This window comes from Oscillochloris sp. ZM17-4, from assembly GCF_019599295.1.
Lineage (GTDB): Bacteria > Chloroflexota > Chloroflexia > Chloroflexales > Chloroflexaceae > Oscillochloris.
The window spans coordinates 1-13,318 of sequence record NZ_JAIEWN010000059.1 but is presented as its reverse complement, the minus strand read 5'-3'; the positions used below and the strand labels follow the sequence as shown (position 1 = coordinate 13,318).

The 13,318-nt window shown below is 68.8% G+C and carries 15 protein-coding genes and 1 pseudogene; 10 read left to right on the top strand and 6 right to left on the bottom strand.

The window, feature by feature from the left end; genetic code table 11:
- The 4 genes and pseudogenes from K2Z83_RS25195 to K2Z83_RS29440 form a co-directional block, all read left to right on the top strand.
- The coding region (locus K2Z83_RS25195) for a glycosyltransferase family 4 protein (protein WP_220597936.1) at positions 1-408 on the top strand (408 nt) is incomplete at its 5' end.
- Between the two features lie 60 nt (positions 409-468).
- Entirely contained in the window at positions 469-1,497 is a 1,029-nt protein-coding gene (locus tag K2Z83_RS25190; protein WP_220597935.1) for a hypothetical protein, read from the top strand.
- Between the two features lie 58 nt (positions 1,498-1,555).
- Positions 1,556-1,825, top strand: a pseudogene (locus tag K2Z83_RS29445) (2-phospho-L-lactate transferase CofD family protein); the annotation flags it as partial.
- A gap of 103 nt (positions 1,826-1,928) precedes the next feature.
- Positions 1,929-2,426, top strand: coding sequence for a 2-phospho-L-lactate transferase CofD family protein (locus K2Z83_RS29440; protein WP_255604499.1), 498 nt, complete (start codon positions 1,929-1,931; stop codon positions 2,424-2,426).
- Positions 2,427-2,469: 43 nt separating this feature from the next.
- Here the strand turns inward: K2Z83_RS29440 and K2Z83_RS25180 are convergent, their stop codons facing one another.
- The 5 genes from K2Z83_RS25180 to K2Z83_RS25160 form a co-directional block, all read right to left on the bottom strand.
- Positions 2,470-2,676 carry a hypothetical protein gene (locus tag K2Z83_RS25180; RefSeq protein WP_220597934.1) on the bottom strand — a complete coding sequence of 69 codons (207 nt, stop codon included), beginning with the start codon at positions 2,674-2,676 and terminating at the stop codon, positions 2,470-2,472.
- Between the two features lie 151 nt (positions 2,677-2,827).
- On the bottom strand, positions 2,828-4,036 hold the full coding sequence (locus tag K2Z83_RS25175) for a PAS domain-containing sensor histidine kinase (protein ID WP_220597933.1): 1,209 nt from the start codon (positions 4,034-4,036) through the stop codon (positions 2,828-2,830).
- A gap of 346 nt (positions 4,037-4,382) precedes the next feature.
- Positions 4,383-4,775 (bottom strand): hypothetical protein, encoded by a 393-nt coding sequence (locus tag K2Z83_RS25170; RefSeq protein WP_220597932.1) that lies wholly within the window; start codon positions 4,773-4,775, stop codon positions 4,383-4,385.
- Between the two features lie 319 nt (positions 4,776-5,094).
- Positions 5,095-6,459 carry an MATE family efflux transporter gene (locus tag K2Z83_RS25165; protein ID WP_220597931.1) on the bottom strand — a complete coding sequence of 455 codons (1,365 nt, stop codon included), beginning with the start codon at positions 6,457-6,459 and terminating at the stop codon, positions 5,095-5,097.
- A 113-nt stretch (positions 6,460-6,572) separates the two neighbouring features.
- Complete coding sequence (locus K2Z83_RS25160) at positions 6,573-6,866, bottom strand: hypothetical protein (protein WP_220597930.1); 294 nt, start codon at positions 6,864-6,866, stop codon at positions 6,573-6,575.
- A gap of 62 nt (positions 6,867-6,928) precedes the next feature.
- Between K2Z83_RS25160 and K2Z83_RS25155 the strand changes: the two genes are divergently transcribed.
- The 6 genes from K2Z83_RS25155 (at position 6,929) to K2Z83_RS25130 (ending at position 12,940) form a co-directional block, all read left to right on the top strand.
- Positions 6,929-7,567, top strand: a complete 639-nt coding sequence (locus tag K2Z83_RS25155) for a hypothetical protein (RefSeq protein ID WP_220597929.1) — start codon at positions 6,929-6,931, stop codon at positions 7,565-7,567.
- Positions 7,568-7,644: 77 nt separating this feature from the next.
- The gene (gcvT, locus tag K2Z83_RS25150; protein WP_220597928.1) at positions 7,645-8,739 is read left to right on the top strand and encodes a glycine cleavage system aminomethyltransferase GcvT; all 1,095 of its coding nucleotides are present in this window, start codon (positions 7,645-7,647) and stop codon (positions 8,737-8,739) included.
- An 89-nt stretch (positions 8,740-8,828) separates the two neighbouring features.
- Positions 8,829-9,221 (top strand): glycine cleavage system protein GcvH, encoded by a 393-nt coding sequence (gcvH, locus tag K2Z83_RS25145; protein ID WP_220597927.1) that lies wholly within the window; start codon positions 8,829-8,831, stop codon positions 9,219-9,221.
- Positions 9,222-9,281: 60 nt separating this feature from the next.
- Positions 9,282-10,622 (top strand): aminomethyl-transferring glycine dehydrogenase subunit GcvPA, encoded by a 1,341-nt coding sequence (gcvPA, locus tag K2Z83_RS25140; protein WP_220597926.1) that lies wholly within the window; start codon positions 9,282-9,284, stop codon positions 10,620-10,622.
- 61 nt (positions 10,623-10,683) lie between these two features.
- Entirely contained in the window at positions 10,684-11,040 is a 357-nt protein-coding gene (locus tag K2Z83_RS25135; RefSeq protein ID WP_220597925.1) for a hypothetical protein, read from the top strand.
- Between the two features lie 79 nt (positions 11,041-11,119).
- Positions 11,120-12,940, top strand: a complete 1,821-nt coding sequence (locus tag K2Z83_RS25130; protein ID WP_220597924.1) for a histidine kinase N-terminal 7TM domain-containing protein — start codon at positions 11,120-11,122, stop codon at positions 12,938-12,940.
- Positions 12,941-12,955: 15 nt separating this feature from the next.
- Here K2Z83_RS25130 and K2Z83_RS25125 read toward each other — a convergent pair whose 3' ends face one another.
- Complete coding sequence (locus tag K2Z83_RS25125) at positions 12,956-13,240, bottom strand: helix-turn-helix domain-containing protein (RefSeq protein ID WP_220597923.1); 285 nt, start codon at positions 13,238-13,240, stop codon at positions 12,956-12,958.
- Positions 13,241-13,318: the final 78 nt, after the last annotated feature.

The following is a 13,318-nucleotide window of genomic DNA, read 5'->3' as shown; positions in this document are numbered from 1 at the left end:
GAGCAGCAGGCCCGCGATGCCGGCATCGCCGCGCACGTCACCTTTGTGGGCAAGCTCGACGACGCCGAGCTGCACAGCCTCTACGAGGAGGTCGATCTGGTGATCCACCCGACCTTATATGAGGGCAGCTCGTTAGTCACCTTAGAGGCGATGATCCACCGCAAGCCGATCATCGCCAGCGCGGCCGGCGGCATCCCCGACAAGGTCTTCAGCGGGCGCAACGGCTACCTGGCGCGACCAGGCAGCGTCGATGACCTGGCCGAGAAGCTGCGCGCGGCCCTGGCCAACCGCGCGCGCTGGCCCGCCTGGGGCGAGGAGAGCGTCAGAATCGTTACGTCAACCTTCGCCTGGCCGGTGGTGGCGCGGCAGACGGTGGAGCTGTACCGGGAGCTGCTCTGTGAATGTTGAATGTTGAATGTTGAATGTTGAATGCCGCAAGCTCTTGCGAAGTAGCACAGCAAGACGATAATGAGAGGGGCGATAATTCAACATTCACCATTCAGCATTCAACATTTGCACAAGCAAGAGGAGATCCCTATGCGACGGATCGCCCTGCCCCTCACCATCGCCCTGGCCCTTCTGGCCGTCGGCGGCGTGGCCCTCGGCCAGATCGCCCCGCGCGCCTACCTACCCCTGGTGGCCAACGGCCCGGCCGGCCCGCAGCTCGCCGGCTGCCCGGTCTTCCCCGCCGACAACGCCTGGAACCAGGATGTCTCCGCCCTGCCCGTCGACCCCGGCTCGGACGCCTACATCGCCAGCATCAGCGCCGGCGGGAGCCAGTTCCTGCACGCCGACTTCGGCGAGAACCAGAGCTACGGCATCCCCTTCGTGGTGGTGCCGCCGAGCCAGCCGCTGGTGCCGATCACCTTCGTCGAGTACCCCGACGAGAGCGACCCCGGGCCATACCCGGTGCCGCTCAACGCGCCGGTCGAGGGCGGCGGGGCTGGCGACAGCCACGTGCTCGTGCTGCGCCAGGGCGAGTGCAAGCTCTACGAGCTCTACCACGCCAGCCAGGTCGGCGCGGGCTGGGAGGCCGGCTCGGGCGCGGTGTGGGACCTGCGCAGCAACGCGCTGCGCACGGCCGGCTGGACCTCGGCCGACGCGGCGGGGCTGCCCATCCTGCCAGGGCTGGCGCGCCACGACGAGGTCGCCGCCGGGGAGATCCGCCACGCCCTGCGCTTCACCGTCTGGCGCTCGCAGCGCGGCTCCATCCTGCCGGCCACGCACGCCGCCGGGGCCACCGACGACGCCAGCTTCCCGCCGATGGGCCTGCGCCTGCGCCTGAAGGCCAGCTACGACATCTCCGGCTTCACCGGCCAGTCGCGGGTGATCCTGGAGGCGCTGCGCCGCTACGGCATGATCGTGGCCGACAACGGCACGAGCTGGTATATCAGCGGGGCCACCGACCCGGGCTGGGTGGACGACGACCTGAACCAGCTCAAGGGGGTGCCGGGGAGCGCGTTTGAGGCGGTGCAGACGGGAGATATTGTGCATTAATGAAAGGAGGGGTTGGCGGGGAGGCTTCGCCTCCCCGCCAACCCCTCCCCATAAAGCTATGGACAACACTCAGCATTCAACATTAGTCGCCATCGGCGGCGGCGGCGGGGCCTCCCAGGTGCTGCTCGCGGCGGCGCCCCACTTCGCCCGGCGGGCGGCGGTCGTGGCGGTGACGGACACCGGCCGCAGCACAGGCGTGGCCCGCGCGGTGGGCGGGATCCCGGCCCCCGGCGACCTGCGGGCGACCATCGCGGCCCTGGCGGCCGACCCCGGCGCCCTCTGGCCGCGCCTGCTTGAGCAGCGCTTCCGCGCCCCCGATCACCCCGCCCTCGACGGCATGGCCTTCGGCAACCTGCTGATCGCGGCCCTGGCCCAGCTCGACGGTCCGGCGGCTCTTCCTCGACCCGCCGGCCACGGCGCACCCGCAGGCCCTGGAGGCCATCCTCACGGCCGACCTGGTGACGCTCGGGCCGGGCAGCCTCTTCACCTCGGTGCTGGCCACGCTCCAGTTCGGCGGCGTGGTCGAGGCCCTGCGCTCGACGGCGGCGCGGGTGGTCTATGTGTGCAACTCCACCACCCAGCCCGGCCAGACCGACGGCATGGGCGCCTACGACCACGTGGCCCGCTTGGAGGAGCTGCTCGGGCCGGGGCACCTCGACGCGGCGATCATCAACCGCAGCCCCGGCCTGCCCGAGGATCGTGTGGCGCGGCTGGCCGCCGACGGACTACGGCTGCTCGACCCCGACGACGCCGAGATCGCCGCCATCGCGTCCCTCGGCGTGCGGCCCCTGGTCGACGACTACAGCGAGCCGCCCGGCGCCGACCGCCAGCTCTGGAACAAGCAGGACACCCTGCGCTACGACCCGGCGAAGGTCGGCGCGGCCCTGCGCGATTTCTTGCAGACAACGAAAAAAGAGGGTAACGGGTAGGGCCGCAGCGCGCTGTGGCCCTACCCGTTACCCCACGCGCGCCTTACGCGAGCGCCAGCTCCTCGACCTCGACCTCAGCCTCAGCCGCGCGCGCGGCCAGCGCCATGCGCGCCGCGTCCCACTCGTGGTAGCCCGTCTCATAAGCCTCGACGCCGAGGATCTCGGCGGCGATATAGGCGGCCGTCTGCGGCGAGATCCGGCCGTTCTCCAGGCCCTCCTCAAGGGTGGACAGCAGCTCACGGTACTCCATACACAACTCCTTACGCGCTCGTACATTGAGAGAGCGACCATGGGGCGCCGTTGCCCCAGATCGCCCTACGTAGATAGCGTGATGATACACGCTGCCCTCGTTTCGCGCAAGTGAGTTCTTCCCCGTTTACTGGGCCGTAGAAAGCGTATGTCTAGCACAGCTGCGGCAGCAGGATCGTGAACGTGCTCCCCGCGCCCACCGCGCTCTCCACCTCAATGCTCCCGCCGTGAAGATCGATGATCGCCTTACAGATATACAGCCCAAGCCCAAGCCCCGGCGCGGCGTGCGAATCCGCCCCCTTGGCCCGGAAGAACCGCTGGAACAGGTAGGGCCGTGAGCTTGCGGCGATCCCGATGCCATGGTCGCGCACCGAGATCCGCGCCTGGCTGCCGTAGGACGTAACCCAGATCGCAATGTCGCTGCCCGCAGGGCTATACTTTTCCGCGTTCTGGATCAGATTCTGGATCACCTGCTCGATCCGGAGCGCGTCGCCGGACACCCAGAGCGGCGACACATCGGCGCTCAGCCGGAGGGTGTGCGACGCCATGCTCGGCTGAAGCGACTGAACCACCTGCTGGACCAGGACGCTCAGGTCAAGCGTCGTCTGGGAGATACGGAGCAGCCCGTTATCCACAGCGGCCACATCAAGCATCGCGCTGAGCAGCCGAGCGAGCCGGAGCGACTGATCGACGAGCACATCAACCGACCGCCGGTCGCGGGGGTCGGCGGCCTCACGGGCCGCGAGCCGACGCTGGAGCATCTGCGCCTGGCCCAGGAGCACGGTGAGCGGCGCGCGCAGCTCGTGGGCGGCGATGGCGATCACCCCATCGTGCGAGTCGAGGGCCTGCTCGGCGGCGCGGCGCAGCTCGCGCTCATGCTCCACCTGGTGCTCAGCCTCTATGGGCGTGCTGATCCCGACCCAGCGGATGATCTCGCCCGCCGCGCCGTACTGCGGCGCGCACTGCATGCGGAACCAGTGGTGGCTGCCATTGGCGCAGCGCAGCCGGTGCTCGATGACAAGCGGCGTGCCGCTCCTGATCGCGGACTGCCACCGAGAGAGGCTCGCGACTCGGTCATCGACGTGCAGCGCGGCGGCCCAGCCCAGGCCGATGAGCGAGGACTCGGGGTAGCCAGTGTAGGCGCAGAACGACGGGTTCACATAGTCCCAGGCCCCATCGGGACCGCTCGTGAAGATCATCGCCGGGAGGCTCGCGAGCAGCTGATGCTCGCGCACCAGGCCCAGCACATCCGCCGCGTCATACTGGCTGTACGACGCGCGCTCCTGCGTCACACTAACGGAAGGCTGGCCTGCCTGATGCATATACCCATCAGCGCGGCCCGTGCGGTTCTTGGTTGACATACAGTACACCTCCCGCGAGATCGCGCAATCCCAGTGCCCCCGACGAACCATCTCTCTATGATCTATTCCCCCTACTATATGCTGCGGTCAGAGCCACCGATAAGCGCAGTGTAGCAGCAGCAGCAGCGCGCACCTATCGGGAATGGTACGACTCTCGCGTGAGGAAATCCCTGACAACGCAAGCCTTCACACGCGCTACCGCAGAGGTCACGATGTGGAATGTCCTGTCATTCTGAGCGAAGCGAAGAATCCCGGCCGGGACGCTTCGCTTCGCTCAGCGTGACAGCGTTACTTCTGGGGTATTGCCTTCACACCAAGGCGCGGCACCCGCCCATAAGCACGGTCACTATCGATGAATGTGGCTCGTCAGATCGCGCAACAGATAGCTATCCTGCTTCGTGTCAACATAGAACTGCCAGCGGCCAGCCTCGCGCGTTCGCGTGAGATCGCCGGGCTGGCTCACGGCATCGTGCAGCGTCGCCCAGTAGCTCTCCTCCGGCATCAGCCACTGTACACAGATGCGCTCATCTGCAACCGCGAGCGACAGCTGCGGGACGCCGCGGATTCCGATCGCCACGCCGCGATTCGCGTGGAACGTACACGTGATGGTCGACCCATAGGACTGATCCAGCCAGCGCAGGTAGTGGAGGAAGATCTCATGAGACTGGAATGTATTAAACGCGAGTGTGCGCGACCAAGCGTTGATGCTCGGGTACACGCTAGAATCGGGAATATGCATACATGCGGGCTGCTCCATCAGCCATACCAAGGATTCCCATCGCTGAATGGGGCAGGCTCTGCCTCACACGCCTGGCGGTCTGTGAAGCGTAGCACAAAACGCCCCGCCCGAGAAGCAGGTTTGGCGGCATGGGGCGTCTATCGATTTCACTGACATCGTCAGTGGGACACCCTACAGGACGTGCCAGGGAATCCCTTACAGAAATGTGAGCGGTATTGACCCTCGCCTAGATCCAAGCAGCCTTTTTGGAGAAGATACTGCGTGCTGCCGCATCGCCCAACCCCAACCCCCAACCCCCAACCCCTGTGCTGAAAGCGCCCTAGGCCGCCAGGTCGCGGATGCGGCGCTGGAAGCGCCACCAGGTCAGCGCCGCCGTGATCGGCGCGGTGACGAGGAAGGCACCCCAGACGCCGGGGAGGCTACCGCCGATGAAGCGCAGCAGCAGCCAGGCCAGCCCCACGGCGCCCCAGACGCCCAGCGAGCCGATCACCAGCGGGAAGCGGGTGTCGCCGGTGCCGCGCAGGGCACCAGAGCCAGCCATCCGCACCGCCCAGAACGGCTGGGTCAGCGCCATCACCCGCAGCCCGGCCGCGCCCACCGCGATCACTGCGGGGTCAGGCGAGAAGAGCCGCATGATCGGCGTCGCGCCGAGGAAGATGATCGCGCCGAAGCCGCTCATCCAGATCAGCGCCCAGGTGGTGGAGATCTTGCCCACCGCCGCGGCGCTGTCGAGGCGGCCGGCGCCGATGCTCTGGCCGACCAGGGCCGTGGCCGCGAGGCCAAAGCCGATGCCGGGCAGGAACGAGAAGGAGAGCGCCGAGATAGCGATGCGCTGGGCGGCCAGGGCCGCAGTGCCCAGGTGCGCCACCAGGATCGTCAGCACCAGGAAGCCGGTTGTCAGCAGCACCTGCTCCAGAGATGAGGGGATGCCCAGGCCAAGCACCTGGCGGGCCAGCGGCCAGGCCGGGCGCCAGCCCCCCGGCCCCGCGATGCTGACCCCGTTGCGCCCGCGCCAGAGCGCGCGCAGCATCAGCGCCAGGGCCAGCCCGCGCGACATGAACGCCGCCCAGGCGCTGCCGACGGCCCCGAGGGCGGGCAGGCCCCAGTGGCCGAAGATCAGCCCGTAGGCCAGGCCGACATTCACCACGTTGGCGACCATCGTCACCAGCATCGGCGTGCGCGAGTCGCCCGCGCCGCGCAGCACGCCGCCGCCGATCAGCAGGGCCACCAGCACGGCCCCGGTGCCCATGGCCACGCGCAGGTAGTCGGTGCCGATCTGGGCCACGTCCGGCTCCAGGCCGAAGATGCTGATGATCGGGCCGGCCAGCCAGAAGCCGACCAGGGCCAGCGGCACCGAGAAGATCCCGCTCCAGATCATCGACTGGCGCGCGACCAGCCCGGCGCGGACGAGGTCCCGCGCGCCCACCGCCTGGGCGACCAGGATCGAGCTGCCGACCGAGAGCGCCGAGAGCGCCGCGATCACAAAGAACATGATCTGGAGGCCGCTGCCGACGCCGGCGAGGGCGGCCGCGCCGAGCCCGGCGACCAGCACCGTGTTGACGATGTCGAGCGAGGTCTCGAGCATGTTCTCGCCGATGACCGGCCAGGCCAGGCTGAGCACCCGCCGGCGCAGCACGGCGGGGGTCTCGGCATCAGCAGGCGGCTCTGTCTCGTGGCGCGTCATCTCTGACGGCGCAGACGACGAGACAAGGCCTGGGGATGGATCAGGCGGCACGAGGTGTCTTTCCTATTCGCTTCATGCGGTTGAGCTAGAGGAGACTATACCACACCCCGCCCTCACACGACGAGGTTGATGAACACCGAGGCCATGATCAGGACAACGATCAGCAGCAGGATCCCGCCGATGATCGCGCCGACGATCGCCAGGGGGGGTATGGTCCGGGCGGGCAGGATCGGCTCGCCGCCGAGCACCTGGCGCACCGCGCGGACGATCTGGCCGATGATCGCATCGTCGCTCTGGGGCTCCACCCCGGCCCAGTCCCAGCCCTCGGCGGGTACGGGGATCAGCAGCTTGCGGGCCGGGCTGGCCCCGACGGCCTGGGCCACCGCCGCGCCGGCGGCCGTCGGCACAGCGGCCTGCCAAGGACCGATGATCAGGCCGGCCTCGGCCAGCTGGGCTGGCGGAGCACCCCGTGCTGCTGGCGCCCGCCACCGACCTGACCCTGGCCCAGCTGGCGGATGTGGCCGTCGAGCAGCGGGCCTTCGATATCGCCGAGAGCCTCCGGCAGGCCCGCCGTCTGCTCGCACAGATGGGGGGGGGCCAGCCTGACCAGCAGACGCCGGACGCCGAGCTGCTGGCGCCCGCCATGCCCGAGCCGGCGATCCAGGCGCTCATGCAGGCCCAGAGCGGGGCCGAGCTGCTGGGCGTCGTCGAGGCCCACCCGTCGCTGCTGCGACCTGAGGCTGACAGCCTGCTGGCCGCGCGGGTCAACGAGGCCCTGGACGAGGGCCACGACCGGCTGGCCAGCGCCCTTGAGGAGCGCCGCGAGGCCCTGGCCGAGCTGCGGGCGGCGCGCGCCGCCGAGCCCCCCTCACCCGACCAGCAGGGGCCGACATTAGAGGAGGCGATCGAGGCCCTGCTGATCGCCGATGGCGAGGAGGCGATGGTCGAGGTGATCGACCTCTACCCGGTGCTGCTGGAGGAGGTGGCCGCCCAGGCTCTCTGGCAGTTCGCCAGCGAGGCCCGCGCCGGCGGTGATGAGGATCTGGCCCGCTACGCAATCGAGTGTCGCGAGATGCTGCGGCGCGTCCGCGAGGAACTTGGAGAGTAATTGCAGATTGCAGATTGCAGATTGCAGATTGGCTCAATCTGCAATCTGCAATCTGCAATCTGCAATGGGGAGTGGCTATGTTACAACGCACGCCATTATTCGAGAAGCACGTCGCCTCAGGCGCACGGATGGTCGAGTTCGGCGGATGGGAGATGCCCGTCCAGTATAGCGGCATCATCGACGAGCACAACGCGGTGCGCCAGGGCGTCGGGATGTTCGACATCAGCCACATGGGCCGCCTGATGGTGCGCGGGCCGCAGGCCGAGGAGTACCTCCAGAACCTCGTCACCTGCGATGTGGCGAGCATCCCCCTGGGCCAGTCGAACTATGGCCTGCTCTGCCGCCCCGACGGCGGGATCGTCGATGATATCTTCATCTACCACCTGCCCGACGAGTTCCTGGTGGTGATCAACGCCTCGAACCGCGAGAAGGACTGGCAGTGGCTGCACGCCCACACCGAGGGCTTCGATGTGGAGATCGTCAGCCGCTCGGACCGCTGGGCGATGCTGGCCGTGCAGGGGCCGGGCGCCGAGGAGCTGATGATCCGGGCCGAGGAGTCCGGGGCCGGCAGCCTCGGGGCCATGCCCTTCCACGGGGTGGCCCTGAGCTCGCTCTTCGGCTACACCACGATGGTGTCGCGCACCGGCTACACCGGCGAGGACGGCTTCGAGCTCTTCTTCGACGCGGTACACGCCGAGGAGTTCTGGGATAAGCTGGTCGGCCTGGGGGCGACGCCCTGCGGCCTGGGCGCCCGCGATAGCCTGCGCTTCGAGCCCTGCCTGGCGCTCTACGGCCACGAGATCGGCGACGATATCAACCCCTACGAGGCCCGCCTGGGCTGGGTGGTCAAGCTCGACAAGGGCGAGTTTGTGGGCCGCGAGGCCCTGGCCGCGATCAAGGCCGCCGGCGTCAGCCGTAGGCTCACCGGCTTCGAGCTGGTCGGCAAGGGCGTCGCCCGCGGCGACTACCCGGTACACGCCCTCGACGGCGAGCCGATCGGGTTTGTCACCACCGGCATGCCCGCGCCGACGGTCGGCCGGCCCCTGGGCATGGCCTATGTCCCCACCTCCCTCAGCGCCGAGGGCAGCGAGTTCGATGTTATCATCCGCGGGAAGCCCGTGCGCGCGCGGGCCGTCAAGATGCCCTTCTACAAGCCGCAGTATAAGAAGTAGGGGACAGGGGACAGGGAACAGGAACCAGGCCCAGGCCACAATCACTGTTCCCTGTCCCCTGTCCCCTGTTCCCTAAGGAGCAACACACCATGAGCCACAACGTCCCGGCGGAGCTGCGCTACAGCAAGTCTGATGAGTGGATGCGGGTCGAGGGCGAGGAGCTGGTGATCGGGATCACCGACTTCGCCCAGGACCAGCTTGGCGATATCGTCTACCTGGAGCTGCCCAAGGTGGGCGCGACGATCGCCCCCGGCGACTCGTTCGGGGTGATCGAGTCGGTGAAGGCCAGCTCCGACCTCTACGCCCCGGTGGGCGGCGAGGTCGTCGCGGTGAACGAGGCGCTGGACGATAGCCAGGAGGCGATCAACACCGACCCCTACGGGGCCGGCTGGATCATCCGCGTCCGCCCCTCCGGCGCGGAGGAGGATGGCATCATGGACGCCGCCGGGTACGCGGCGTTCTGCGAGGATCGCGGGCATTAGTAAGGGCGCAGCAGCAGGCGCAAGCGCCTGCTGCTGCGCCCCTACCCATGACGATACACCATGAAATCTCACTATATCTCCATCACTGAGGCCGAGCGAGCCGAGATGCTCCAGGCGATCGGGGTCGCCACCACGGACGACCTGTTCGCCGATGTGCCCGCTGAGAAGCGCTTCCCCAGGCTCGACCTGCCCGCGCCGATGTCGGAGCCCGAGCTGGTGCGCGAGCTGCTGGCCATGAGCGGCCAGAACGCCAACGCACTCAGCAAGAGCATCTTCCTCGGCGCCGGGGCCTACAACCACTTCGTGCCCGCCGCCGTCGACCAGATCCTGCGCCGGGGCGAGTTCTACACCGCCTACACGCCCTACCAGCCCGAGGTCAGCCAGGGCACGCTCCAGTCGATCTTCGAGTACCAGAGCCTGGTCGCCTCGCTCACCGGCATGGAGATCGCCAACGCCTCGCACTACGACGGGGCCACCGCGATCGCCGAGGCGGCGATCATGGCCCTGAATGTGACCCGCGGCCGGCGCAAGATCGTCGTCGCCCGCGGGGTCAACCCGCAGTACCGCGCCGTGCTGCGCACCTACCTCCAGGCCCTCGATGTGACCGTCACCGGCGATGAGACGCCCGACACGACCACCGACGACGCCCTGGCCCTGGTGGACGACCAGACCGCCCTGCTGATCGTGCAGAGCCCGGACTTCCTCGGCCGCATGCACGACCTGCGCGGCCTCGCCGCGCAGGTGCAGGCGAAGGGCGCGCTGCTCTGCGTCCACTTCGACCCGACCGCGCTCGGGCTGTTCCAGACTCCCGGCGAGATCGGCGCGGACATCGCCACCGCCGAGGGACAGCCGCTCGGCATCGGCCTGAACTTCGGCGGCCCCTACCTGGGCATCTTCACCACCAGGCAGAAGTATGTCCACAAGATCGCCGTGCGGATCGTCGGCATCACCAAGGATGTGGACGGGCAGATGGCCTACGTGCTGACCCTGCGCGCCCGCGAGCAGGACATCCGCCGCGAGCGGGCCACCAGCAACATCTGCACCAACCAGGGCCTGATGGCGCTGGCCTCCACGGTCTACATGAGCCTGATGGGCAAGCAGGGCATGCGCACGATGGCCGAGCTCTGCTACCACCGCGCCCACTACGCCGCCGCCGAGATCGCCAAGCTGCCGGGCTACCGCATCCTGGGCGACGGCCCCTTCTTCAAGGAGTTCGCCGTGGGCCTGCCGCGCCCCGCCGCCGAGGTGAACGCCGCCCTGCGCGATGCGGGCATCGTCGGCGGCTACGACCTCTCGGCCGATGAGCCGCAGCTCGGCGACGCCATGCTCCTCGCGGTGACGGAGATGAACAGCCGGGCCGATATCGACCGGCTGGTGGGGATTCTGCGGGATGTGGCGTAGGGCCGAAGCATTCGCGTTTGTCGCTACGCGACAAACGCGAATGCTTCGGCCCTACGGGGGCATGATGATCTCGGACACCGCCAGGACAATCCTCTCCCACGCCATGCCCGGCGCCCGCCTGCGCGAGGCGGCGGCACTGGGAGACCGCACGCTGCTGCTCGCGATCGGCGAGGGGCGGCGGGCGGTGCTGCGCCTGGGCGGCGAGGCCGACGCCTGGGCCGGCAACCCGCTGGCGGCTGAGGCGTCGGCGCTGGCGGCCATGCGCGCCGAGATCGACCTGCCCCTGCCCGAGCTGCTGGCCTACGACGACGGCGCGGGGATGGGCAGGCCCTACCTGCTCTGCTCACACCTGGAGGGCGTGCCGCGCAGCGAACGGGAGAGGGGGGCTGGGGGGGTGAGGGCCATGGCGGGGCGGTAACGTAAACGTGGCCCTTCTGAAACATGCCTTGGGGCGTATCTCCCCGCCGACTGTATGAGGCGCGCGCAAGCAACACTATATGCTCTGGTACCTGACACCGTACGCGATCATCCCCGGCGTCGCCGCCATCATCTCGGCGTCCGTGTTCGTGCTCGTCTGGCGGCACCACGGCACCGCCCTGGCCCGGCCGTTCCTGATCATGCAGGCGGTGATCATCGTCTGGTGCGTCGCCCAGGCGCTGGAGCTCTCGTACGGCGCCTACGGCGGCAAGGTGATCCTGACGGTGGTCCAGTACCTGGGGATCGCCACCCTCCCGATCGCCCTGCTGTGCTTCGCGCTGATCTACAGCGGCAGGGAGCGATTGGTCACGCCCTGGCTGGTCGCGGGGCTGGCGGCGCTCCAGCTGCCGACCTACCTGGGCGCGCCGACCAATATGCTGCACCGGCTGTTCTGGAGCGACATGGGCCTCCAGCGCCTGCCGGGCGCGGTGGTCCTCACCGTCGCCTTCGGCCCGCTCTGGTACTACCACCTCATCGTCAGCTACACGCTGATCCTGATCGGCACGGTGCTGATGGTGCGCGGGCTGCTGCGCGCGCCGCCGCTCTACCGCCGCCAGGGGGCCGCCATCCTGGTCGGCGTCTTCCTGCCCTGGGTCGCGAGCATCCTCTATGTCACCGGGGTGCGCCCGTTCGGCTTTATGGACCTGACCCCGCTCGGCTTCGCCCTGAGCGGCGTCGCGCTGGCCATCGGCATCGCGCGCTTCCAGATCCTCGACCTGGTGCCGACCGCGCGCGACGCGGTGATCGAGTATATGGGCGACGCGGTGGTGGTGCTGGACGCGGGCCGGCGGATTGTCGATGTGAACCCCGCCGCCCTGCGCCTGATCGGGGCCGACGCCGACGCGGTGCTGGGGCGCACCGTGGTCGATCTGCTGCCCGACCACGCGGATCTCGTCGCGCAATTCAGCGGCCTGGATTACGCGGCGACGACGATCAGCGTCGACCGGGGCCGCGGGGTCGAGCACTACGACCTGCGCATCTCCACGGTGCGCGGGCGGAGCGGCCTGGTCAGCGGGCGCCTGCTGGTGCTGCGCGATATCGGCGACCAGAAGCGGACGGAGCAGGAGCTGCAGGCCGCCAAGGAGGCCGCCGAGGAGGCCAGCCGGGCCAAGAGCGCCTTCCTCGCCAACATGAGCCACGAGCTGCGCACCCCGCTCAACGCGATCATCGGCTACAGCGAGATGCTCCGCGAGGACCTTGGCGAGCACGATGAGACGGTGCAGTCTGACCTTGGGCGCATCGCCGGGGCCGGGAAGCACCTGCTGGCGCTGATCAACGATATCCTCGATATCTCGAAGATCGAGGCCGGGCGCATGGAGCTCTCGCTGGAAGAGCTGAGCCTGCGCCCGCTGCTGGACGGCGTGATCGCCACCGTCGAGCCGCTGGCCCGGCAGCGCGGGAATACGATCTCGCTCCAGACGCCCCCGGCACTGCCGCGACTGATCACCGACCCGACCCGGCTGCGGCAGATCCTGCTGAACCTGCTCTCGAACGCGGCCAAGTTCACCCAGGGCGGCCAGATCTCGCTTGAGGTCACGCTGCGCCCGGGCGCGCCCGATGGGGCGCACCCCGAGATGATCGCCTTTGCGGTGCGCGACACCGGCATCGGCATGACGCCCGCGCAGATGGACCGGCTGTTCCAGCCGTTTGCCCAGGCCGACAGCTCGACGACGCGCCAGTACGGCGGCACGGGCCTGGGCCTGGCGATCAGCCGCTCCTTCGCCCGCATGCTGCACGGCGACATCTGTGTGGAGAGCAGCCCCGGCGAGGGCTCGACCTTCACCCTGATCTTCCCGCCGGTGCCGGCCGGGGCGCCGGGCGACGCCGTCCGTCAGCCGTGATGCGCCGCGCGGCGCTCACGGCTCCATCCGCTCGCCGAGCAGCAGCCAGTCGAGCGTCACGCCGAGGACGGCGCGCAGCGCGATGATCTCGGGCACGTTGGGCAGCGCCTCGCCGTTCTCGATCCGGCTGTACTGCGCCCGGCTGATGAACACCTGCGCGAGCTCCATGCGCGCCCGCATGTGCTCCTGCGTGAGCGCCAGCTCGCCGCGGCGCAGCCGCACCCGCGCGCCGATCGCCCGCGCCAGCGCGCGCTGGATGCTCTGGTATTCCTCTGGCAGATCCTGCATCCGCTTGGGCATAGTTGCTCCAAGGGATACAATCTCACAGATGGGATAGCAGAAGTCCCATAGATGGGATGTTCGCGATAGACAAGGTTT

Bases quoted from the DNA above. Each gene is read 5' to 3' on its own strand.
- K2Z83_RS25190 (WP_220597935.1), top strand. From the start codon at position 469: ATGAGAGGGGCGATAATTCAACATTCACCATTCAGCATTCAACATTTG.
- K2Z83_RS25180 (WP_220597934.1), bottom strand. From the start codon at position 2,676: ATGGAGTACCGTGAGCTGCTGTCCACCCTTGAGGAGGGCCTGGAGAAC.
- K2Z83_RS25175 (WP_220597933.1), bottom strand. From the start codon at position 4,036: ATGTCAACCAAGAACCGCACGGGCCGCGCTGATGGGTATATGCATCAG.
- K2Z83_RS25170 (WP_220597932.1), bottom strand. From the start codon at position 4,775: ATGCATATTCCCGATTCTAGCGTGTACCCGAGCATCAACGCTTGGTCG.
- K2Z83_RS25165 (WP_220597931.1), bottom strand. From the start codon at position 6,459: ATGACGCGCCACGAGACAGAGCCGCCTGCTGATGCCGAGACCCCCGCC.
- gcvT (WP_220597928.1), top strand. From the start codon at position 7,645: ATGTTACAACGCACGCCATTATTCGAGAAGCACGTCGCCTCAGGCGCA.
- gcvH (WP_220597927.1), top strand. From the start codon at position 8,829: ATGAGCCACAACGTCCCGGCGGAGCTGCGCTACAGCAAGTCTGATGAG.
- gcvPA (WP_220597926.1), top strand. From the start codon at position 9,282: ATGAAATCTCACTATATCTCCATCACTGAGGCCGAGCGAGCCGAGATG.
- K2Z83_RS25135 (WP_220597925.1), top strand. From the start codon at position 10,684: ATGATGATCTCGGACACCGCCAGGACAATCCTCTCCCACGCCATGCCC.
- K2Z83_RS25130 (WP_220597924.1), top strand. From the start codon at position 11,120: ATGCTCTGGTACCTGACACCGTACGCGATCATCCCCGGCGTCGCCGCC.
- K2Z83_RS25125 (WP_220597923.1), bottom strand. From the start codon at position 13,240: ATGCCCAAGCGGATGCAGGATCTGCCAGAGGAATACCAGAGCATCCAG.